Raw genomic sequence first — 21,117 nt, 5'->3', positions numbered from 1 at the left:
CATTTCAGACGGCATCACAATATCGAATAAGTCATTTTATTTTTAAACCACAAATAAAAATGCCGTCTGAAAGCTTCAGACGGCATTTTCAAATGATACATTTTCAACTAGTTAGCTTCTTTGAAAGCCTTATCGGCCTCTTCAAACTTAGTTTCTACCGAAGCAGGTACTTTACCCATCAAGGATACGACAACAACGGTAATCGCACAGGCGATAAAACCCGGAACAATTTCATACAGGCTGCTGCCGGTAGCTTTCCAAGATACCACTGTCAACGCACCTACCAACATACCTGCCAAAGCACCGTTGGCCGTCATCCGTTTCCAGAATACCGATAAAATCACCACAGGGCCAAAAGCCGCACCAAAACCTGCCCAAGCATAAGCTACCAAGCCCAATACGCGGCTTTCCGGATCCGAAGCAATCACAATCGCAATAACCGCTACGGCCAAAACCATCAGACGTCCGATCCACACCAATTCTTGCTGGGCAGCATTCGGGCGTAAAAAGCCTTTGTAAAAGTCTTCGGTAATGGCACTTGAACACACCAGCAACTGGCACGATAAAGTAGACATGACGGCTGCCAGGATCGCGCTCAAAATCACACCTGCCACCCATGGATTAAACAGCAAGGTAGTCAATGCGATAAATACACGTTCATCATTACCGGCCATACTTGACACTTGCTCCGGATGCGCGCCGAAATAAGCAATACCGAAATAGCCCACGGCTACTGCGCCGGCCAAACACAGAATCATCCAAGTCATACCGATACGACGGGCTTTCACCAATGATTTCACATTCTCTGCCGCCATAAAACGTGCCAAGATATGTGGTTGGCCGAAATAACCCAAGCCCCAAGCGGCAGTTGAAATAATACCGATCAAGGTCGTGCCTGCCAGCAAGCTGCCGTACTCTTTACCGGTAGTCGCCGCCACCTGAGCAATAGCCGCACTCATTTCGGCAGCACCGCCGACAGCCAAATACACCATGATAGGCGTCAAGATCAAAGCAAAAATCATCAAAGTGGCTTGAACGGTATCCGTCCAGCTAACGGCCAAGAAACCGCCGATAAATGTATAAGCAATAGTCGCACCCGCGCCCAACCACATAGCTTGAGTATATGAAATATCAAAAAGGCTTTGGAACAAACGAGCGCCCGCCACAATGCCCGAAGCACAGTAAATAGTAAAGAAAAACAAAATGATGGCAGCAGAAATCACTTTCATCAGTTTGCCTTCCGCACCGAAGCGGTGAAAGAAATAATCAGGCAGCGTCAACGCATTGTTATTATATTCGGTATGCACCCGCAAGCGGCCGGCTACCAAGCGCCAGTTGAAATATGCGCCAACCGTCAAACCAATGGCAATCCAAGCCTCACTCATACCGGTTGCATAAATCGCGCCCGGCAAGCCCATCAAAAGCCAACCTGACATATCGGATGCACCGGCAGACATCGCAGTTACGAAACTGCCCAAACTGCGGCCTCCGAGAATATAGTCGTCAAAATTGCGGGTGGAGAAATAAGCAGCGAAGCCTATCAGCAACACAGCAATCAGATAGATGCCAAAAGTGACATACATCGGATTAAAGTTACCCATTTGTAAACCTCATATTGATATGTTTTTTTGAATATCGAACCAGCCCTTTTATAGCAAGCCAGACGATGAGAACGGATTTAGATACAGTATCGTACCGAAAAAGCGAACATATGCCGGATTGCAACATTTCCGTTTTAGTAACGGCAGCAGTATTGCAATCCGTATATCTTTTTATTTTCCGACAACCGACTGCTTTAAGACCGTAATTTTTGTGCAATAATCTTGCTTATTTAACATTAAGCTTACATATAAGTCAAGAATCGTTAATATTTGTTACTAACTTTAAGCTTCCAGACACAATAAACTACGCCACATTACCCATCTTACGCGCATTTTTCAGACGGCCTAAGCCAATATACTTTCCACGCTTATAACAAAATAGCATTTTATTACAACCAACCATTCTTTCCCTTTTTCAGACGGCCTGTTTAAAGTATGAACAAACAAATAAAAAGGAATCATATAAATGACCAGCCTACCTCTACCGCCTGAAATAGCAACGCAACTTGCCGCCCTTTCCCCTACTCAGTTGGCTTGGCTTTCCGGTTACTGCTGGGCACAAAGCCAAGGCGTGGCGCAAACCGTAGCCTTCTCGGAAAATTTTTCTGCCGATGCGGCGCCAGCCCGCCGTATCACCATATTATCGGCCTCGCAAACCGGCAATGCCCGCCGCGTTGCCTCCGACTTACTGATAAAACTCGAAACCTCAGGGCTTGATGTGCGCTTAATCGGAGCGGCCGACTTCAAAAGCAAAAACCTGCCTGAAGAAGATATCTTATTATTGGTTACCTCTACCCAGGGCGAAGGCGAACCACCCGAAGAAGCCGTACCTCTGTATAAATTCCTTTTCGGCAAAAAAGCACCGGATTTAAGCAAACTTAGTTTTGCGGTATTGGGTTTGGGCGACACCAGCTATCCAAATTTCTGCCAAGCGGGTAAGGATTTTGACAACCAGCTGTCTAAGCTAGGTGCCAAACGTTTGGCCGAACGCGTTGACTGTGATTTAGACTATGACACCCAAGCCAATGCTTGGATAGAACAAATCAGTACAACCATAAGTGAATTGTGCCGGCAAAATACCGCAAATAATGCTCCCCAAAGCTCGACTTCACAAACTCCCTCCCCACCCGCGCAGTTATATACGAAAGAACAACCCTTTACCGCTAGCCTTTCGGTGCGTCAAAAAATTACCGCACGCACAGCGGAAAAAGATGTCGAACATATCGAAATCGACTTATCAGGCTCGGGTATCCGCTACCAAGCCGGAGATGCCTTGGGTGTTTGGCCGGTAAATAATAGCGCGCTGGTTGATGAAATATTGTCATTGCATCAACTCAACGGTAGCGAAACCGTCAAACTTCCAAGCGGTAGCGAAACCGATATCCGCAATGCACTCACCCATCATGCGGACATTACCCAAAACACCCCCGCATTAGTCACCCAATATGCCTTACTCAGCAATGATGAAGTGCTAAAACAGACGGTAGAAAATGCGGAAGCATTAGATGTTTATCTGGCGGCAACCCCACCCGTAGGTGTTTTTTCCGACCACCCCAATCCTCTGGATGCAGCAACCCTATTCAATCTATTCCGCCCTCAAACTCCCCGGCTCTACTCTATTGCGTCTTGCCAAGAAGAGGTTGGCGAAGAAGTTCATCTTACCGTCGGCGTTGTCCGATTCGAACACCACGGACACAGCTATACGGGAGCGGCATCAGGATTTCTAGGTAACACGCTTGAAGAGGGAGACACTGTACGGGTTTTTGTGGAACCCAACCCACATTTCCGTCTGCCTGAAAACGGTAGTACACCTATTATTATGATAGGCGCAGGCACCGGAGTGGCTCCTTTCCGCGCTTTTATGCAACAACGTGAAGCAAACGGTGATACCGGCAAAAACTGGTTGATATTCGGTAATCAAAAATTTACCGATGATTTCCTGTACCAAAGCGAATGGCTACAGTATAGAAAAAACGGTTTGCTCTCACGCGCCGACTTGGCATGGAGCCGGCAAGGCTCAGAAAAAGTTTATGTCCAGCACAAATTAGCTACCGCCGCCGAAGAAATATGGAGTTGGTTGCAAGAAGGCGCACACATTTATGTGTGTGGCGATGCCTCCCATATGGCGCGCGATGTAGAAAATACCCTGCTTGATATCATCGCCACACAAGGGAACATGGATCAGGATGACGCCGAAGAGTATCTGAACAATCTGAGAGAAGAGAAAAGATACCAGCGTGATGTCTATTAAATCTTATTCTCAATCATAAACACACTGTTTAAACTCTATACGATACCCTCATATCAAAATCCGCGTGAGGGTATCATCATTGTTTCTTACCTATCCGTAATCAAATAATAAGCACAATATCCAACTATCCTATTTTCTGCTTTTATCACCATAATTTACATTTTCAATACTTGCAATGCGAACAGTTTTTATTTATATTTGCATAAACAAATAAAACTGACTCTCATCATTATTTGAGAGAAAACAGAAACAGGAGCACATCATGTTCGTATGTATCTGCAATGCCATTACCGACCGCCAAATTCAAGAAACCGTTGCTGCCGGCGCAAGTACGCTCAGCGATCTGCAGGCACAACTTGGCGTAGCTACCTGCTGCGGATGTTGCAGCGATTTGGCCTCATCTTTTTTAAACACGGCAAATAGCCAAGCTCAAAATACAACAGTTACCGCGGGTATTAACGTACAAAGTTAATCCTCCGCCGACAAATCAAATATGGTTTCAAAATTTCAAAGCATCCGTTATCAAACGGATGCTTTTTCACATTTGAATATTATTTCTTTCACCATTACCTTAGCCTCTTTACGCATAAAGCATTCAGCCAAATCGATATCTACACAATAAAATATCATTACTTATCAATACGAGAAGATAAAAATTGCTTTTCAGACGGCATTTTTATGATATAAAGCACTTACTCAAAATAAGTTCAGCGATTATCATCGATTTCGGATATATTGAACGTTATCTGCTTGGATTGCGTATGCAGATAAGAAGCCTCCCCGGCCAATAACAATAACCATCAGGAGAAAACATCATGGAAAAAGTCTGGTTACAAAGCTATCAAGCAGGTGTGAAAGAAGAAGTGGATATCCGCCAATTTACTTCGATAGTTGATGCTTTTCAAAAAAGCAGTACCAAATATGCCAACCGTCCTGCTTTTATCAATATGGGAAAAAGCCTGACTTACGGCGAGTTGGCCGAACTTTCAGGACATTTTGCTTCCTATCTTCAAGATCATCTCAAACTGACTAAAGGCGACCGCGTCGCCATTATGATGCCCAATTTATTGCAATATCCGGTTGCATTATTCGGAGCACTACAGGCCGGTATGATTGTCGTTAACGTCAACCCCCTCTATACACCCCGCGAGTTGGAACACCAACTTAACGACAGCGGAGCCCAAACCATTGTCGTATTGGAAAATTTTGCAGATACGCTGGAAATGGTTCTACCGCGTACGCAAGTAAAAAACGTTATTGTCGCCAGCATCGGCGATTTGCTCGGCAGCTTTAAAGGCTGGCTGACCAACTTTGTAGTACGCAAAGTAAAAAAAATGGTGCCGAACTACAACCTGCCCGGTTCCGTTACCTTCAAACAAGCCATTAATCTCGGACGTGCCCACCCTTTTATTCCGGTCGATATCACGCTTGAGGATACCGCCTTTTTACAATATACGGGCGGCACGACCGGCGTAGCCAAAGGCGCCGTATTAACACACGGCAATATTTGCGCCAATATGGCACAAGCAAAAGAATGGATCAGCCAAAGTTTGAACGGTGATAAAGAGGTAGCACTCAGCGCCCTTCCCCTGTACCACATTTTCGCCCTTACCGTGAATGTAATGATTTTCATGCAAATGGGCGCCGCCAACCTATTGATTACCAATCCGCGCGATTTACCTGCATTAATTAAAGAAATCGACAAACATAAAATAACCGTATTTATCGGCGTCAATACGCTTTTCAATGCCTTGATTAACCAAGAAGCCTTCAAATCACTCGATTTTTCACATTGGAAATTAGCATTAGGCGGCGGCATGGCGGTGCAAAAAGCCGTTGCAGACAAATGGCAGGCCATTACAGGCGTTCCCATTGTAGAAGCTTACGGGCTCACGGAAGCCAGCCCCGGTGTGGCCATTAATCCGCTGAACATTACTGCTCATACCGGCAATATCGGCTTACCCATTTCCAATACGGAAATTGAAATCCGTGATGATAACGGCCAAGCTCTGGGTATTGGGGAAGCGGGAGAATTGTGGATTCGCGGCCCGCAAGTCATGAACGGTTACTGGAACCGCCCCGACGAAACCGCCAAAGTATTAGACAGCCGTGGCTACTTGGCTACGGGCGATATTGCCGTGGTAGACGAAAAAGGCTGGATCAAACTGGTCGACCGCAAAAAAGATATGATTGTGGTATCCGGATTTAATGTCTATCCAAATGAAATCGAAGATGTTATCGCCCAACATCCCAAAGTATTGGAAGTTGCCTGCATCGGTGTCAGCAGTGAGAAAACCGGCGAAGCGTTAAAACTTTTCGTCGTTAAGAAAGATCCCTCGCTTACCGAAGCAGAGCTGATAGAGTACGCACGGCACGAACTAACCGGCTATAAGGTACCGAAAGATATAGAATTCCGTGATGATCTCCCCAAATCAAACGTAGGCAAGATACTGCGGCGGGAACTGCGGGACAGCACCCCTAAATCTTAAAATAACCAATACTCAAATAACCCAGCGGGCTTAATGCCCGCTATTTCATACACAAAAAAGACAAAATGTCCAAAAATATCTTTATTTTTTAATTTCTATTGCAATCTATTGCATATTCAGTCCAAAAAGTCTAACATGACCACATATCCACGACAACGGTAAAAGAAAACCATGAGCGCACAAACCCTTTACGACAAACTTTGGAACAGCCATATCGTCCGCGAAGAAGAAGACGGTACCGTTTTACTATATATTGACCGCCACTTGGTACACGAAGTCACCAGCCCCCAAGCCTTTGAAGGCTTGAAAATGGCAGGCCGGAAATTATGGCGTGTCGACAGCGTGGTTTCTACCGCCGACCACAATACCCCAACCGATCATTGGGACGAAGGCATCAAAGATCCAATTTCCAAACTACAGGTTGATACGCTTGACGACAACATTAAAGAATTCGGTGCGCTTGCCTATTTTCCTTTTAAAGACAAAGGCCAAGGTATTGTTCATGTTATGGGTCCCGAGCAAGGCGCAACACTGCCGGGCATGACTGTCGTATGCGGCGACTCCCACACCTCTACCCACGGCGCATTCGGTGCATTGGCACACGGTATCGGCACATCGGAAGTGGAACACACCATGGCCACCCAATGTATTACCGCAAAAAAATCTAAATCCATGTTGATTAAAGTAAACGGCCGTCTGAAAGCCGGTGTTACCGCAAAAGACCTCGCACTTTATATCATCGGACAAATCGGCACGGCCGGAGGTACAGGCTATGCCATAGAATTTGGCGGAGAAGCCATCCGTAATCTTTCTATGGAAGGCCGTATGACTTTGTGCAATATGGCCATAGAAGCCGGAGCCCGCTCCGGCTTGATAGCAGTCGACCAAACCACAATCGACTATATCGAAGGCAAACCGTTTGCACCCAAGGGTGAAGATTGGAACCAAGCCGTAGACTATTGGCGTACCCTCGTTTCAGATGAAAACGCTCAATTCGATAAAGTATTTGAATTTAATGCTGCCTATATCGAGCCACAAGTTACCTGGGGAACCTCTCCCGAGATGGTATTGGATATCAACGGCAAAGTCCCTAACCCTGCTGATGAAAACGACCCGGTCAAACGCAGCGGTATGGAGCGCGCATTGCAATATATGGGACTAACCGCCGATACTCCGTTAAACCAAATACCGGTTGATGTTGTTTTCATCGGATCATGTACCAACAGCCGTATCGAAGATTTGCGCGAAGCCGCCGCCGTAGCCAAAGGCCGTCTGAAAGCCGATAACGTCAAACGCGTATTGGTCGTACCCGGCTCGGGTTTGGTTAAAGAACAAGCCGAAAAAGAAGGCTTAGACAAAATCTTTATCGAAGCCGGCTTCGAATGGCGCGAACCCGGTTGCTCCATGTGCCTGGCTATGAATGCGGATCGTCTCGAACCGCAAGAACGCTGTGCCTCCACCTCCAACCGAAACTTCGAAGGCCGCCAAGGCAACGGCGGGCGCACCCATTTAGTCAGCCCTTCAATGGCCGCCGCCGCCGCCGTTACCGGCTACTTTACCGATGTACGCAGTTTATAAAGCAAAATTTACAAACCCGCCTCAGCGGCAACCGCAAGATTGTCACACCGTAGCCGCTCGGTTATGATACCGATACAGCTATGCTTTTCAGGCTGTACTTGATATCTAATAAGGAGTTTCAAAGATGAAAAAACTAATTCTTATCGCCCTATCCGCCACCGCTATGCTATCTGCCTGCAACACCGTATCCGGTTTCGGCAAAGACGTACAAAAAGCCGGCAACACTATCGAACGCGTAGCTAACTAAATGACCACCGCTACCCGAAAGGAAAGCACCATGATGAAAAAAACTTTTTGGCTTGCCCTAGGTGCAGCCGTATTACTCAGTGCCTGCAATACCGTAGCCGGCTTCGGAGCTGATGTGCAAAAAGCAGGCAGCGAACTTGAGCAGTCTGCCGAACGCCACAGCGCGCAATAAGCCCACTCCTCCGGGATTCGCTTGCGAATCCCGGCTGCCAACCGAAAGTACACCCATGAAAGCATTTACCCGCATAACCGCACTGGTTGCCCCACTGGACCGTGCCAACGTCGATACAGACGCAATCATCCCCAAACAATTTTTAAAATCCATCAAACGCTCCGGCTTCGGTCCCAATGCATTCGACGAATGGCGTTATTTAGATCACGGCGAGCCAGGCATGGACAACAGCAAGCGCCCGCTAAACCCCGACTTCCCTCTCAACCAAGCACGCTACCAAGGCGCGCAAGTATTGCTGACCCGCAAAAATTTCGGCTGCGGTTCCTCACGCGAACATGCCCCCTGGGCTTTGGACGACTACGGCTTCCGCGCCGTTATCGCTCCCTCGTTTGCCGATATTTTCTTCAACAACTGCTACAAAAACGGCTTGCTGCCCATCGTGCTTGATGAAGCCGTTGTCGAACAACTGTTCCGGGAAACCGAAACCACCGAGGGCTATGCACTGGATATCGATTTGGAAAAACAAACCGTTACCACACCGAGCGGAGAGTCATTTGCATTTGATATTACCGAACACCGTAAACACTGCCTGCTCAACGGTTTGGACGAAATCGGCCTGACTTTGCAACATGCCGATGAAATCAAAGCATTCGAAGCCAAACGCAAAGCCGCCCAACCTTGGCTGTTTCATTCTTGATTGATATTACAGGCCGTCTGAAAACAGTTTCAGACGGCCTTTCTTCAAATACTATGATTTTAGATACCATTGCAAACGCTGCATTTTATAGCTCTCTGCATCCTGATTTTGCAGAAGCTTTCGAGCTGATGCGGTCTCTTAACTTTCATTCTCTGCCCGACGGGCAAATACCATGCACCAACCCCAATATCCGTATCTTTATCGGCAGCGAACCCATGCGTAGCAGAGAGGCTGCATATCCCGAGGTACATCAATATCATATCGATATCCAAATACCCATCAGTAGTAGCGAAGGTTACGGCCGGATTGACAAAAGCCGTCTAAAAAACGGTTTGGGTTACAACGAGCAGCGCGATATCGAATTTTTTACAGATGCGCCCGATACATGGTTTGAAGTCGCGCCCGGCCAATTTGCCCTGTTTTTCCCGACAGACGCACATGCGCCCTTAGTAGGAAACCAACCTTATATCCGCAAGGCGGTATTTAAAATTCGTACGGAAAGTATTGGTAAATAAATTACCGAAGCACTCCAAAAATTTTTATTCTCTCCATATAAATTAAGGATAAATTTTTATGACCAAACAAATCGCTATTCTCCCCGGTGACGGTATCGGCCCTGAAATCATTGCCCAAGCCGTGCGCGTGCTCGACAAATTAATCGCCCAAGGCTTGGATGCCGCTTATAGCTATGCTCCGCTCGGCGGCGCGGCTTACGACGAATACGGCCACCCCTACCCCGAATTTACCCAAAATCTGTGCCGCCACGCCGATGCCGTATTACTCGGCGCGGTCGGGGGACCCCAATACGATAAACTCGAACGCCCGCTGCGCCCTGAGCGCGGCTTGTTGGCAATCCGCAAAGATCTGAACCTGTTTGCCAACCTCCGCCCTGCCATCCTTTATAAAGAATTGGCCAACGCCTCTACGCTAAAACCAGAAGTCGTCGCCGGTTTGGATATCTTGATTGTGCGCGAACTGACCGGTGATATTTATTTCGGCGAACCGCGCGGTATCCGTACTTTGGAAAACGGTGAACGCGAAGGTTTCAACACTATGAAATACAGTGAAAGCGAAATCCGCCGTATTGCCAAAGTTTCTTTCGAAGCAGCCCAAAAACGGGGTAAAAAACTCTGCTCGGTAGATAAAGCCAATGTATTGGAAACTACCGAGCTGTGGAAAGAAATTTTTGAAGAAGTCGCCAAAGACTACCCGGAAGTCAGCCTAAGCCATATGTATGTCGATAATGCTGCCATGCAACTTGTGCGCGCACCCAAACAATTCGATGTCATCGCTACCGGCAATATTTTCGGCGACATCCTCAGCGACCAAGCTTCGATGCTTACCGGCTCTATCGGCATGCTGCCTTCTGCTTCATTGGATGAAAACGGCAAAGGTTTATACGAACCTTCTCACGGTTCGGCGCCCGATATCGCGGGTCAAGATAAAGCCAATCCGCTGGCAACCATTTTGTCACTGGCTATGCTGCTTCGTTACAGCCTCAATGACGAAGCGCGTGCGCAACAAATCGAAAAAGCCGTACAAAAAGTATTGGAACAAGGCTACCGTACCGCCGATATTTTCGAAGCCGGCACCAAACAGGTTTCGTGTTCCGAAATGGGTGATGCCGTATTAGCCGCCTTATAATTCTCTATTAATAAATAATAAAAAATGCCATCTGAAAATATATGTTTCAGACGGCATTTTTTATTGGCAGGTATTTACTGATAGCAAGCAAGCTACATACTTTATAGAAAGTAAATCCCTTCTAAACATACTATTATTAAAAGTTAAAAAGCCGTCTGAATCATATTTCAGACGGCCTAAAATCATTCAATATTTACACAATATCAGCGTATGCCGAAATTCGGTTGCAGCAAAGCACACTTGGGTTGCTCGCGGCGGCTACGGCGGCTACGGCCTGCAATTTTTCCGCAAGCGGCACCCGCATCACGCTCACTGCTGCGGCCCTCACGCTTATTATCGCGCTCTTCACGCCCTGCTTGGCGCGACTCCCGATTGTACTGACGTTCGGATGGCTGGTTACGGGCTGGCCGCTCGTGGCGGCTATCCGTTGCAGTATTGCTGTTTTCCTGATTATCCCACCAGCGCGGTTCAAAGCCCTCAATACGCTCCACAGCAATATCAAGACCGATTAATTCTTTAATCGACTCAAACATTTTCTGCTCGTTTTCATCCATCAGGGAAATAGCGACGCCATCCGCCCCTGCCCGACCGGTACGACCAATACGGTGAACATAATCTTCAGGCTGTGTCGGCAGCTCATAGTTAATTACAAAGGGTAATTCGGCGATATCCAAACCGCGGGCAGCAACGTCGGTTGCTACCAACACACGCAAGCGTCCTTCTTTAAAGGCACTGAGCGTTTCCAAACGGGTTTGCTGCGACTTATCACCATGAATCGCTTGGGCGGCTAACTCCCGACGAACCAAATCGCGTGTGACTTGATCAACGCTTTGCTTGGTTTTGCAAAACACGATCACTTGATTCATGTTCAAATCAACGATCAAACGTTCCAATAAATTACGCTTGCGGGCCGTATCAACGGCAATCACATGCTGTTCAACATTGGCATTAGTAGTGTTTTGCGCGGCAACTTCGATCTGCTCCGGATTTTTCATAAAATCTTGGGCCAACTTACGGATAGGCGGTGCAAAAGTTGCCGAAAACAGCAGGGTTTGCCGTTGTTTGGGCAACATTTGCATAATGCTGCGGATATCATCGATAAAGCCCATATCCAACATACGGTCGGCTTCATCCAACACTACGATTTCGACTTTGGATAAATTGATGTTCTTTTGTTTAACATGGTCGAGCAGGCGGCCTACGGTAGCGACCACGATTTCACAACCGGATCGTAAATCTTTTACCTGCGTATCCATATTTACGCCGCCGAACAACACAGTATGGCGTAACGGCAGATTCTTAATATAAGCCGAAGTATTTTGATCGATTTGGTCGGCAAGCTCGCGTGTGGGCGTCAACACCAGCATACGGACAGGATGCATCGCAGGAGAAGTGCTTGCCGTCGCATAGCGTTTCAAACGCTCCAAACTCGGCAGCATAAAGGCAGCGGTTTTACCCGTGCCGGTTTGTGCGGCAGCCAGCAAATCATGTCCGGCCAAGGCTTTGGGAATGGCTGCGGCCTGAATAGGAGTGGGTGTTTCATAGCCCTGTTCGGCCAGTGCGTCGGTAATTTCGCGGGACAATCCCAACGTAGTAAAGTGGTTCAAAATCTGCTCCGTTTAATTTTATTACGCCAACGCCGATAAATTTAATACGCTTACCGGTAGGCAAATATATAAGTGTAGAAAAATTTTCAGACGGCATAATTTATCGTTTCACTACTGCAAGCTAATGATTGGAATAGGATATTTAACGCCATGAAAGCAGCAGGCCGTCTGAAAGATTTACCGTATTTGTTATTTTATCGTTATTGATACGGCAAACCATTATCTTGCCACAAATCAGCCTTTCACTAAAGAATAAAAAGCTCCCGTACTCCCTCTGAAACAACATAATGATTTTTCTGCTCCCACATTCTTAATTACTATCTGCCAAACAACCTGGCAAAATTTATATCATAACAAAATTATCTTCTGGTTGTTGCCGGCAAATATAGCAAAACTTTACTATTTACCGTTGCCCTTATATTCCCTCAAATCTTTCGCAGCCAAAGCTTCCGCCCGCTGCCGCCAATGGCTTTGTTCTCTTTCCTGTGTCAGACAGCTTCCGACAAAATCCAAGTGGCCTTGGGCAGCAGCAGCAGCCGCATGAGGCAACTGGGCACGAATGGCTTCAAAAATAGCACGGTGCTGCGACATCAACTGAGGCTTTACATCAGCCACACCGAACATATTGGCTAAATTCTGCTGTGTATGGCGGTGTAACATATGTAACAGGCTGCCCGAAATATGTGCGAACAATATATTGTGCGCGGCCTCCGCCACGGCTTGATGAAAGTTTACGTCTGCTTCCGATTGTCTTTCGATATTACCGCTTTGATACGCACTTTCCAGCTCATCCAACCAAAACTGCAAGCGGTTCAAATCGGTATCCGTACGCCTCTCTGCCGCCAAACCCGCGATAACACCTTCTAAAGAGCGGCGGAAATCCAATACGTCATTTTGCAGATATTCATGCCGTTCCAATAATTCCTGCCAGCCGTTGAGCAATCCCTCTTCCAAACGTACGGATACATAATGTCCGTCCCCATGCCGCGACACGACCATACCGCGAGCGACCAACATTTGTAATGCGGCACGTACGGATGGCCTGGAAACACCAAACTCTTCGGCCAATTTCCGCTCCGGAGGCAGCTTGGCACCACTGCTGTACACACCATCCAAAATATTCTGTTCCAATACAGCAACTACCTGCTCGGTAACCGACAGCGGGCGAATTTGCGAATTTCCCACTATATAGCTCCTTTTTATTAACATCATCTCAACGATTGTCACCACCTACAATAAAATCTGGTAACGACTTACTTAATCAGCAATTTTTTTCTAAATAAAGCTTTTTTAATACCAAAATAAACTACATCTTATTACATTTTTTACATTTTAATTGATGGCAAATGAATTGACCGAACCTGCAAGCTTTTGTAAAGTGTCGAAAAGCTTAAAAAAATTGGTCATACCAATTAACCAAAGAAGGATAACACAAAATGGCTTCACCGGCACCCACCGCCACAATGCCGAGCGACGTTTATTTTTTCGGCACCTGCCTGCTTGATATTTTCATGCCCGAAGCGGGTATGGATGCCATTACCCTGCTCGAACAGCAGGGTATACGTGTACATTTTCCTATGGAACAAACCTGCTGCGGCCAACCGGCCTTTACTTCAGGCCATCCTAAAGATTCGTTCGATGTAGCCAAATCACAGCTTGATCTTTTTCCCGAAAACTGGCCGATTGTCGTGCCTTCAGGCTCTTGCGGCGGCATGATGAAACATCATTGGCCCGGTCTGTTCAAAGATACGCCCTACGAAGCAAAAGCTACAGATATTGCCGCGCGTGTAGTCGAATTCACCAATTTTTTGGTTGGTATCGGTTACCAACCGCAAGATAAAGGTCAGCCTGCCAAGGTGGCTGTACACACTTCTTGTTCTGCCCGCCGCGAAATGGGCGTGCACCTCACCGGCTGGCAGCTTGTCGACAGCCTTGCCAACGTAGAACGTGTCGTACACGACCACGAAAGTGAGTGCTGCGGCTTCGGCGGTACCTTCTCAGTCAAACATCCGGATATTTCCGGTGCGATGGTTGCCGATAAGGTTTGCGCCTTAAAGAAAACAGGTGCAGTAGAAATCATCAGCGCCGATGCCGGCTGCATGTTGAATATCGGCGGAAAAATCGCCAAAGACGAACCCGGTATGCCCAAACCCAAGCACATTGCAACCTTCTTATTAGAACGTACGGGAGGGAAATCATGAGTGCACGTGAAAATATTTTAGCTAAACTGCGCAAAGCCGATGCCTACCCGATGCGCGAACCTGATACCTTCGATTATTACGCCGAAATGACACCTCAATGGCCAAATGAAACCGATCGTCTCAAACATTGGGCCAAAGCCATGCGTGCAGTCAAAACCGAAATTTACTGGGTAAACTCAAACAATTGGACTCAGGTTTTCTGCCAAGTAACGCAAGAAAAGGGTTTGAAAAATATCCTGATGCCGATGCAGACAGAGCATGGCAAGCTCGCCGCCCAAGCCTTGCAAAGCAATGCTCCTGAAGTAGAAATCAAAGTATTCGACCGACTAATCGAAGATTGGAAAGACGAATTTTTCAACGGTGTTGATGCCGGCTTTACCTCTTCGCGTTGCGGTATCGCCCACACCGGCACACTGATGCTTTGGCCCACACCTGAAGAACCCCGCAGCCAAAGCTTGGTACCACCGGTACATATTTGCTTGTTCGATACTACCCGTATGTATAACAACTTTCACCAAGCCGTAGAAGGCGAACAGATGGCCGGCGACATGCCGACCAACGTTGTATTGGTGTCAGGCCCTTCCAAAACCGCCGATATCCAGCTGACTTTGGCATATGGTGCGCACGGTCCGCGCGATATGGTCGTCTTGGCTGTTCTGCCCGATCACATTAATCCGGCGGACCTGGAGGAAACCGCATGAGCAAGCCTGTAATCACCATTCATCCCCAACCGGAAACATTCAAGCAAAATTCACAAGTCGCGCTGGCCGACAAGCCCTTACGCAAAAGCCTGCGTACGGCCATGGATATGTTGATGACCCGTCGCAAGGCTTCTCTGTCGGATGAAGTCGAACTGCAAGGCTTACGCAGTCTGTGCGAGCATATCCGCCAACGCTCACTCTCACGTCTGCCGGAGCTTTTGGAGCAACTGGAAAGTAACCTCACCCGCTTGGGCGTGAAGGTTCATTGGGCGGAAACGCCTGAAGAAGCCTGCCAAATCATCCACAATATCGTTACACAACATAACGGTAAGCTGATGGTTAAGGGCAAATCTATGGTGAGCGAGGAAATCGAGCTGAACCATTATTTGGAAGACCACGGCATCAGTGCGATTGAAAGTGATTTGGGCGAATACATTGTTCAGATGGCCGGTGAAAAACCAACCCACATCGTGATGCCCGCCATTCACAAAACCAAACAACAAGTAAGCGAGCTATTCCGCGACCACCTCTCTACCGCACTGACCGACGACGTAGACGAACTCACCGGTATTGCCCGTAAAGCCTTGCGCGATATCTACCGAACCGCAGATGTCGGCCTCAGCGGCGTAAACTTCGCCGTTGCCGAAACCGGTACTTTGTGTTTGGTAGAGAACGAAGGTAACGGCCGCTTAACCACAACCGTACCACCGGTACACATTGCCATTACCGGCATTGAGAAAGTTGTGGCAAAACTGTCCGACATTCCTCCTCTATACAGCCTATTACCGCGCAGTGCCATCGGACAACCTATCACTACCTATTTCAATATGATCACCGGCCCCCGCCGCATCAACGAACTGGACGGTCCGCAGGAAATGCATCTGGTACTGCTGGATAACGGCCGTACGCAAGCTTACGGCGAAGAACAAATGCGCCGAACCTTGCAATGTATCCGTTGCGGCGCGTGCATGAACCATTGCCCGGTATACAGCCGCATCGGCGGTGCCGCCTATGGCACTACCTACCCTGGCCCTATCGGCGAAATCATTTCACCACACTTACTGGGCTTGGATAAAACCCGCGATTTGCCGACAGCCTGCTCGATGTGCGGCGCCTGTGTAGAGGTTTGCCCGGTAAAAATTCCGATTACAGAACAAATGGCACGTCTGCGCGAAGAAGCGCAGCGCTCCCCTAACGAGCAAGTTACATATCCGATTAAAGGCCAAGGCGCTTCTCACAACCTAGGTGAACAAATTGCCTGGCGTACCTTTAACGGTATTTTCGGCGGCAAAAAAGCCTACCGAGCCTTTGGTTGGGCGGCAACCACCTTCCGCGCCTTGGCTCCTAGCCAGCAAATGGGCTGGACTCTCAACCACGTACCACTCAAACCTGCAGCCAAAACACTACATCAGATGGTTGCGGAAAAACAAAAAAATACCTAAACACATGATGATTACCCGCAATACCTGCGAGTCATCAAAATACACAGTTAAGAGGTTTTTCAGACGGCCTCTACATAACCAAACAGGCCGTCTGAAAACAATTGGAAGAAGGAGAATACCAACCCGGCCAAATAACACAATAACCATAACCGCCATATCCTAGAAATACCTTATTTGGGGAAACTGTGCGGTACAAAACAAAAATACCTGGCTTAACAAGCAATCCATCATCATTTTGGAGAAAACCATGAGCATTTTGCATACATTTTTAGCATTGCTCCCCATTATCACCGTATTCGTTTTATTGGTGGTAATGCGTCTGTCAGTCAAAATTTCCATGGGGACGGCCTATTTGGTGACCGCCCTTTTGGCTTTGTTTGTCTGGCAAACAAATTCGGCCGTCGTTGCAGCGGCTACCGTAAATGGCGTCATTGTCGCCCTAACCGTACTGTATATCGTATTCGGAGCAATTTTGCTGTTGAATACTCTTAAAGAAAGCGGTGCCATCAAATCTATCCGCCAAGGCTTTATGGATATCTCACCCGACCGCCGTGTTCAGGTAATCATCGTTGCCTGGTTATTTGGTTCTCTGGTAGAAGGTTCTTCCGGCTTTGGTACACCGTCTGCCGTAGGCGCTCCTTTGCTACTGGCTTTGGGCTTCCCGGCAATGGCTGCCGTTATGTCGGTATTGATTATCCAATCTACTCCCGTATCTTTCGGCGCAGTAGGCACACCTCTGCTTCTGGGCGTATGGACCGGCATCAACAATAAAGAAGATGTTGCAGCCGCAGTTGCTCCCGCTACCGTAGAACAATACCTGATGCAGATTACCGCCAATGTCGGCCTACTACATGCTTTGGTGGGTTTCCTCATTCCGCTGATTTTGGTCAGCATGTTAACCCGATTCTTCGGTGAAAAACGCTCTTTCCGCGAAGGTTTAGCTGCCTGGAAATTTGCCTTGTTTGCCGGTATCGCCTTTACTTTCCCCTACTACTTGGTTGCCCATTTCTTAGGCCCGGAGTTTCCTTCATTGGTAGGCGGTTTTGTCGGCCTGATGATTGTCGTACCCGCAGCCAAGCGCGGTTGGTTCGTACCCAAAGAAGTATTCGAATTTCCTGAACGCAACAAATGGGAGAGCACCTGGGTAGGCAATTTGGAAGATAGCCAAGACGACAATAAACCGACTTTCTCTGTATTCCGCGCCTTTGCTCCTTATGTAATCGTAATCGGCGTGCTGATTCTGACCCGTGTAGTTGCTCCGTTAAAAGCATTCTTAACCGGGGAGCTTACCACTATTACTCTTAGCAATCTGTTTGGTACCTCCATCACCTCTAAAGTACAGTTCGGTTACTCTCCGGGTACAGTATTAATCTTAGTGTCTCTGTTGTGCATCCCTCTCTTTAGTATGAGCATGAAAAACTTCATGCGCGGTTGGGGCAATTCAGGCAAAACTATGATATCCGCAGCACCTGCACTGCTGTTGTCTGTTCCGATGGTACAAGTGTTCATCAACTCCGCTTCAGGTGATATGACTGCAGCCGGAGCTCTACCCGCCATGCCGATGGTGTTGGCACAAAGTGCGGCAGATTGGTTCAGCAACGCATGGCCGAATGTTTCTCCTTGGATTGGTGCTTTGGGTGCATTTATTGCAGGCTCAAATACAGTCAGCAACATGATGTTCTCCTACTTCCAATTTTCAACCGCCCAAGAAGTTTATTCCAACATTGACGCTTCCGCACTGGTAGTTGCATTGCAAGCGATTGGTGGAGCAGCAGGTAATATGATCGCCGTACACAATGTGGTAGCTGCGGCTGCGGTAGTCGGTTTGATTAACCGTGAAGGTGATATCATCCGTAAAACTCTGATTCCGATGTGCTACTACGTTATTCAAGGCGGCCTGATTGGCCAAGCCCTGATAACAGGCAGCTTGGGCTGGACAATTGCCGCGGTAGTCTTTGCAGCACTTTTCCTGACCGTTATGAGCATGAATAAAGGCAAAGCCTCTTCATAATTTAGGCTATATATCAAAAAGGCCGTCTGAAATTTCAGACGGCCTTTTTTAATAGGCTGATACAAACTTATTCAAAACACCCCCTTACCAAGTCGTGGGTTATCTGTAATTCAGATACGGCCTGATATTACTTTAATATAAAGATTATTTAGCACTTTTATATCAAACAAATATTCTTTAGGCAGTTATTTTTTTATTTTATAAAGGGTCTTACGATTTTGCCGTATCGCACCATCACATAAGATATTAATATGCTGATATTTTATAAAGAAATTCATTTTATCGCATTTTAATATTATTGATTTTTCTGATATAAAGAAAAGAGTAAGCACAATAAATTTAAGTTCAACCAAATAAGATATAAAATATTTACATTTCTTCAAATCACAAAAAGCCGTCTGAAATATATTTCAGACGGCTTTTAATATTATAAAAATATTCTTCTAAATAAAGAGAAGAGAGCCTGATGATATTATCAGGCTCTTTTTCGAATATTGGCGGAGTGGACGGGGCTCGAACCCGCGACCCCCGGCGTGACAGGCCGGTATTCTAACCAACTGAACTACCACTCCGCATAAAAAAACTTGGTGGGTGATGACGGAGTCGAACCGCCGACATTCTGCTTGTAAGGCAGACGCTCTACCAACTGAGCTAATCACCCTTTTTTATTCTCGCTTAACGTTGCGAGAACGTAATTAAACCAAATTTCTTACATGCGCGCAAGCACTTTATTTATCTTTCTATTAAAAATAAAATAAATATCTGAAATTAATAAAAATTAATTTCATGCAAATATTACTTTTATTTTAAACATCCAGCCAATGTCCGAACTTCTCTGCCTTAGTATGTAAATAAGATTGATTTTCAGAATTCAACCCCACTTGCAAAGGCACATGCTCGCTCACATGAATTCCGGCATTTTGCAAAACTTCTACTTTCCGGGGATTATTCGTCAACAACCGTATCTCACTGATACCCAAATATTCAAACATATGTTTTGCCAATGTAAAATCGCGTGCATCCACAGGCAACCCCAACGCCACATTTGCCTCTACCGTATCCAAGCCCTGATCTTGCAGTTGATAAGCTCGGATCTTATTAATCAAACCGATGCCCCGTCCTTCTTGGCGTAAATATACTATTACTCCCCGCCCTTCTTTTTGTATTGCCTGCATTGCAGCCTGTAATTGAGGACCACAATCGCATTTTTGCGAAAATAAAGCATCCCCAGTCAAACATTCCGAATGCACTCGAGCCAAAACAGGCTTTCCGTCAGAAAAATCACCCATTGTCAGCGCAACATGCTCCTGCCCGCCCGGGCTCTCTTCAAAGCCATGCATGGTAAAAACACCCCATTCGGTCGGCAGGCGGCAAGATGCGACAAATTTAAGCGGCTTATTCATTCTCGCACTCCCCTTCCGAACCTTCCCCCAACAAAGCTTGCATTGGTTCGGCCAATGCAACTGCCAATGCTACCCAATCAGTTTGCGCCGCATTATCAAAAGCATTTTTTTGTGCATAATCTACTTGTACCACACCCAATACTTTGCCGCTTTCGGCACATACCGGCAACACCATCTGGCTCAAGCAACGATGATGATCTCCTTCTACCTCACCCAACTCAAGCCATTTTTGCATATCATTAACAACATTCAGCCAACCGGTAGCTGCCGTTCGGCAAGATAAATAACGCCTTCCGCTCTCCTCATTTACCTCGATTTTTTGTTCCAATACCGATCCCTGTTGCGCTAAGCGCAATAAAAAAGGCTGCCCGTTTTCAGACGGCATCAATGCATATACCGCTATACTTTGCCAACCTTCGCAACGGCTACCTACAGAATCAAGGGTCATGAAAATTTGTTTAAGCAGCTTTTCATTATCGGAATTTTCAGCTACGTAATCCGATAAAACCACATTATCTCGGCAGTACCATAAAATATTACGGTCTACCGAAACCTCACCCATATTTATAACTGCCTGCAACGTCATCAGTGCTACCCGCACTTCATCTGTCGGCAACCGCAAACCTTGGGTTTGCAAATAATCCTGAACTAATAAAGCCGACATATTTATCCTTCTATTTAATTAAAACAACCAATTAACTAAAAATCCGCCCTCATTCAATCAGGCGTTTCCAAAATTTGAAGCGGCATATCAAACAGCCATTGTATGCATTATATAAATGAATACCCCGTTACATGGGCATTTTTTCCACCTTTTCAAGTTCCCCCCTTTGCATCTTTAAAAATTTTTGATATTATTACTTTCTTTGCGGACGTGGCGAAATTGGTAGACGCACCAGATTTAGGTTCTGGCGCCGAGAGGTGTGAGAGTTCGAGTCTCTCCGTCCGCACCACACTGAAAAAACAGCAGCCTTTTAGGTTGCTTTTTTTACGTCTTATATTATCCAATAACGTCCACAAGATTTAATCAGGGCAAGGCTTTCAGCCGGTTTACCCATTCCCTCGTCACCGATT

Annotated in this window: 18 protein-coding genes and 3 tRNA genes; 14 read left to right on the top strand and 7 right to left on the bottom strand. The window is 46.8% G+C overall.

Features of this window, described 5'->3' with window-relative positions; all coding sequences use genetic code 11:
- Window positions 1–107 precede the first annotated feature (107 nt).
- Window positions 108–1,601 (bottom strand): sodium/proline symporter PutP, encoded by a 1,494-nt coding sequence (putP, locus tag ACEPPX_RS09745; protein ID WP_416623856.1) that lies wholly within the window; start codon window positions 1,599–1,601, stop codon window positions 108–110.
- Window positions 1,602–2,067: 466 nt separating this feature from the next.
- Here putP and ACEPPX_RS09740 point away from each other — a divergent pair, with 466 nt between their 5' ends.
- The 9 genes from ACEPPX_RS09740 to leuB all read left to right on the top strand — a co-directional run bounded on the left by ACEPPX_RS09740 (window position 2,068) and on the right by leuB (window position 10,678).
- On the top strand, window positions 2,068–3,852 hold the full coding sequence (locus ACEPPX_RS09740) for an assimilatory sulfite reductase (NADPH) flavoprotein subunit (RefSeq protein WP_416623855.1): 1,785 nt from the start codon (window positions 2,068–2,070) through the stop codon (window positions 3,850–3,852).
- Between the two features lie 262 nt (window positions 3,853–4,114).
- Window positions 4,115–4,324, top strand: a complete 210-nt coding sequence (locus ACEPPX_RS09735; RefSeq protein ID WP_416623854.1) for a (2Fe-2S)-binding protein — start codon at window positions 4,115–4,117, stop codon at window positions 4,322–4,324.
- A 343-nt stretch (window positions 4,325–4,667) separates the two neighbouring features.
- Window positions 4,668–6,341, top strand: a complete 1,674-nt coding sequence (locus ACEPPX_RS09730; protein WP_416623853.1) for an AMP-binding protein — start codon at window positions 4,668–4,670, stop codon at window positions 6,339–6,341.
- A gap of 171 nt (window positions 6,342–6,512) precedes the next feature.
- Window positions 6,513–7,919 carry a 3-isopropylmalate dehydratase large subunit gene (leuC, locus tag ACEPPX_RS09725; RefSeq protein WP_416623852.1) on the top strand — a complete coding sequence of 469 codons (1,407 nt, stop codon included), beginning with the start codon at window positions 6,513–6,515 and terminating at the stop codon, window positions 7,917–7,919.
- A 124-nt stretch (window positions 7,920–8,043) separates the two neighbouring features.
- Window positions 8,044–8,166, top strand: coding sequence for an entericidin A/B family lipoprotein (locus ACEPPX_RS09720; RefSeq protein ID WP_416623851.1), 123 nt, complete (start codon window positions 8,044–8,046; stop codon window positions 8,164–8,166).
- A 30-nt stretch (window positions 8,167–8,196) separates the two neighbouring features.
- Window positions 8,197–8,337: an entericidin A/B family lipoprotein gene (locus ACEPPX_RS09715; protein ID WP_416623850.1), complete on the top strand. Its 141-nt coding sequence runs from the start codon at window positions 8,197–8,199 to the stop codon at window positions 8,335–8,337.
- Window positions 8,338–8,392: 55 nt separating this feature from the next.
- On the top strand, window positions 8,393–9,034 hold the full coding sequence (gene leuD, locus ACEPPX_RS09710; RefSeq protein WP_416623890.1) for a 3-isopropylmalate dehydratase small subunit: 642 nt from the start codon (window positions 8,393–8,395) through the stop codon (window positions 9,032–9,034).
- Between the two features lie 53 nt (window positions 9,035–9,087).
- A complete protein-coding gene (locus ACEPPX_RS09705) occupies window positions 9,088–9,549 on the top strand; it encodes a YhcH/YjgK/YiaL family protein (protein WP_416623889.1) in 462 nt (153 codons plus the stop codon).
- A gap of 58 nt (window positions 9,550–9,607) precedes the next feature.
- Complete coding sequence (gene leuB, locus ACEPPX_RS09700; RefSeq protein WP_416623849.1) at window positions 9,608–10,678, top strand: 3-isopropylmalate dehydrogenase; 1,071 nt, start codon at window positions 9,608–9,610, stop codon at window positions 10,676–10,678.
- A 203-nt stretch (window positions 10,679–10,881) separates the two neighbouring features.
- Here leuB and ACEPPX_RS09695 read toward each other — a convergent pair whose 3' ends face one another.
- Window positions 10,882–12,285 carry a DEAD/DEAH box helicase gene (locus ACEPPX_RS09695; RefSeq protein ID WP_416623848.1) on the bottom strand — a complete coding sequence of 468 codons (1,404 nt, stop codon included), beginning with the start codon at window positions 12,283–12,285 and terminating at the stop codon, window positions 10,882–10,884.
- A 399-nt stretch (window positions 12,286–12,684) separates the two neighbouring features.
- Window positions 12,685–13,494: a FadR/GntR family transcriptional regulator gene (locus tag ACEPPX_RS09690; RefSeq protein WP_047760643.1), complete on the bottom strand. Its 810-nt coding sequence runs from the start codon at window positions 13,492–13,494 to the stop codon at window positions 12,685–12,687.
- 227 nt (window positions 13,495–13,721) lie between these two features.
- Between ACEPPX_RS09690 and ACEPPX_RS09685 the strand changes: the two genes are divergently transcribed.
- The 4 genes from ACEPPX_RS09685 to ACEPPX_RS09670 all read left to right on the top strand — a co-directional run bounded on the left by ACEPPX_RS09685 (window position 13,722) and on the right by ACEPPX_RS09670 (window position 18,640).
- Window positions 13,722–14,486 carry a (Fe-S)-binding protein gene (locus ACEPPX_RS09685; protein ID WP_416623847.1) on the top strand — a complete coding sequence of 255 codons (765 nt, stop codon included), beginning with the start codon at window positions 13,722–13,724 and terminating at the stop codon, window positions 14,484–14,486.
- Window positions 14,483–15,187, top strand: a complete 705-nt coding sequence (locus ACEPPX_RS09680; RefSeq protein WP_047760611.1) for a LutC/YkgG family protein — start codon at window positions 14,483–14,485, stop codon at window positions 15,185–15,187. Before ACEPPX_RS09685 ends, ACEPPX_RS09680 begins: the two co-directional genes overlap by 4 nt.
- Complete coding sequence (locus ACEPPX_RS09675) at window positions 15,184–16,629, top strand: LutB/LldF family L-lactate oxidation iron-sulfur protein (protein ID WP_416623846.1); 1,446 nt, start codon at window positions 15,184–15,186, stop codon at window positions 16,627–16,629. The genes ACEPPX_RS09680 and ACEPPX_RS09675 overlap by 4 nt, the downstream gene beginning before the upstream one ends.
- A 247-nt stretch (window positions 16,630–16,876) precedes the next feature.
- Entirely contained in the window at window positions 16,877–18,640 is a 1,764-nt protein-coding gene (locus ACEPPX_RS09670; protein ID WP_416623845.1) for an L-lactate permease, read from the top strand.
- A 495-nt stretch (window positions 18,641–19,135) separates the two neighbouring features.
- On the opposite strand, the gene ACEPPX_RS09665 is transcribed toward ACEPPX_RS09670, so the two are convergent.
- From ACEPPX_RS09665 to ACEPPX_RS09650, 4 genes are all read right to left on the bottom strand, one after another.
- Window positions 19,136–19,212: transfer RNA gene (locus tag ACEPPX_RS09665), tRNA-Asp, on the bottom strand.
- A 13-nt stretch (window positions 19,213–19,225) separates the two neighbouring features.
- Window positions 19,226–19,301, bottom strand: a tRNA-Val gene (locus ACEPPX_RS09660).
- Window positions 19,302–19,446: 145 nt separating this feature from the next.
- The gene (gene ribA, locus ACEPPX_RS09655) at window positions 19,447–20,043 is read right to left on the bottom strand and encodes a GTP cyclohydrolase II (RefSeq protein WP_416623844.1); all 597 of its coding nucleotides are present in this window, start codon (window positions 20,041–20,043) and stop codon (window positions 19,447–19,449) included.
- Window positions 20,036–20,707 carry a hypothetical protein gene (locus ACEPPX_RS09650; protein ID WP_416623843.1) on the bottom strand — a complete coding sequence of 224 codons (672 nt, stop codon included), beginning with the start codon at window positions 20,705–20,707 and terminating at the stop codon, window positions 20,036–20,038. The genes ribA and ACEPPX_RS09650 overlap by 8 nt, the downstream gene beginning before the upstream one ends.
- A gap of 204 nt (window positions 20,708–20,911) precedes the next feature.
- Here ACEPPX_RS09650 and ACEPPX_RS09645 point away from each other — a divergent pair.
- Window positions 20,912–20,996: transfer RNA gene (locus tag ACEPPX_RS09645), tRNA-Leu, on the top strand.
- Window positions 20,997–21,117: the final 121 nt, after the last annotated feature.

The sequence above is a fragment of the Neisseria sp. S1 genome (assembly GCF_048060015.1).
In the GTDB taxonomy this organism is placed as follows: Bacteria; Pseudomonadota; Gammaproteobacteria; order Burkholderiales; family Neisseriaceae; genus Neisseria; species Neisseria arctica.
Note: the sequence above shows the minus strand (reverse complement) of the source record. Positions and strands in the feature narration are given on the sequence as shown.

Coding starts and splice junctions, on each gene's coding strand:
- putP (WP_416623856.1), bottom strand. CDS start 1,601: ATGGGTAACTTTAATCCGATGTATGTCACTTTTGGCATCTATCTGATT.
- ACEPPX_RS09740 (WP_416623855.1), top strand. CDS start 2,068: ATGACCAGCCTACCTCTACCGCCTGAAATAGCAACGCAACTTGCCGCC.
- ACEPPX_RS09735 (WP_416623854.1), top strand. CDS start 4,115: ATGTTCGTATGTATCTGCAATGCCATTACCGACCGCCAAATTCAAGAA.
- ACEPPX_RS09730 (WP_416623853.1), top strand. CDS start 4,668: ATGGAAAAAGTCTGGTTACAAAGCTATCAAGCAGGTGTGAAAGAAGAA.
- leuC (WP_416623852.1), top strand. CDS start 6,513: ATGAGCGCACAAACCCTTTACGACAAACTTTGGAACAGCCATATCGTC.
- ACEPPX_RS09720 (WP_416623851.1), top strand. CDS start 8,044: ATGAAAAAACTAATTCTTATCGCCCTATCCGCCACCGCTATGCTATCT.
- ACEPPX_RS09715 (WP_416623850.1), top strand. CDS start 8,197: ATGATGAAAAAAACTTTTTGGCTTGCCCTAGGTGCAGCCGTATTACTC.
- leuD (WP_416623890.1), top strand. CDS start 8,393: ATGAAAGCATTTACCCGCATAACCGCACTGGTTGCCCCACTGGACCGT.
- ACEPPX_RS09705 (WP_416623889.1), top strand. CDS start 9,088: ATGATTTTAGATACCATTGCAAACGCTGCATTTTATAGCTCTCTGCAT.
- leuB (WP_416623849.1), top strand. CDS start 9,608: ATGACCAAACAAATCGCTATTCTCCCCGGTGACGGTATCGGCCCTGAA.
- ACEPPX_RS09690 (WP_047760643.1), bottom strand. CDS start 13,494: ATGTTAATAAAAAGGAGCTATATAGTGGGAAATTCGCAAATTCGCCCG.
- ACEPPX_RS09685 (WP_416623847.1), top strand. CDS start 13,722: ATGGCTTCACCGGCACCCACCGCCACAATGCCGAGCGACGTTTATTTT.
- ACEPPX_RS09680 (WP_047760611.1), top strand. CDS start 14,483: ATGAGTGCACGTGAAAATATTTTAGCTAAACTGCGCAAAGCCGATGCC.
- ACEPPX_RS09675 (WP_416623846.1), top strand. CDS start 15,184: ATGAGCAAGCCTGTAATCACCATTCATCCCCAACCGGAAACATTCAAG.
- ACEPPX_RS09670 (WP_416623845.1), top strand. CDS start 16,877: ATGAGCATTTTGCATACATTTTTAGCATTGCTCCCCATTATCACCGTA.
- ribA (WP_416623844.1), bottom strand. CDS start 20,043: ATGAATAAGCCGCTTAAATTTGTCGCATCTTGCCGCCTGCCGACCGAA.
- ACEPPX_RS09650 (WP_416623843.1), bottom strand. CDS start 20,707: ATGTCGGCTTTATTAGTTCAGGATTATTTGCAAACCCAAGGTTTGCGG.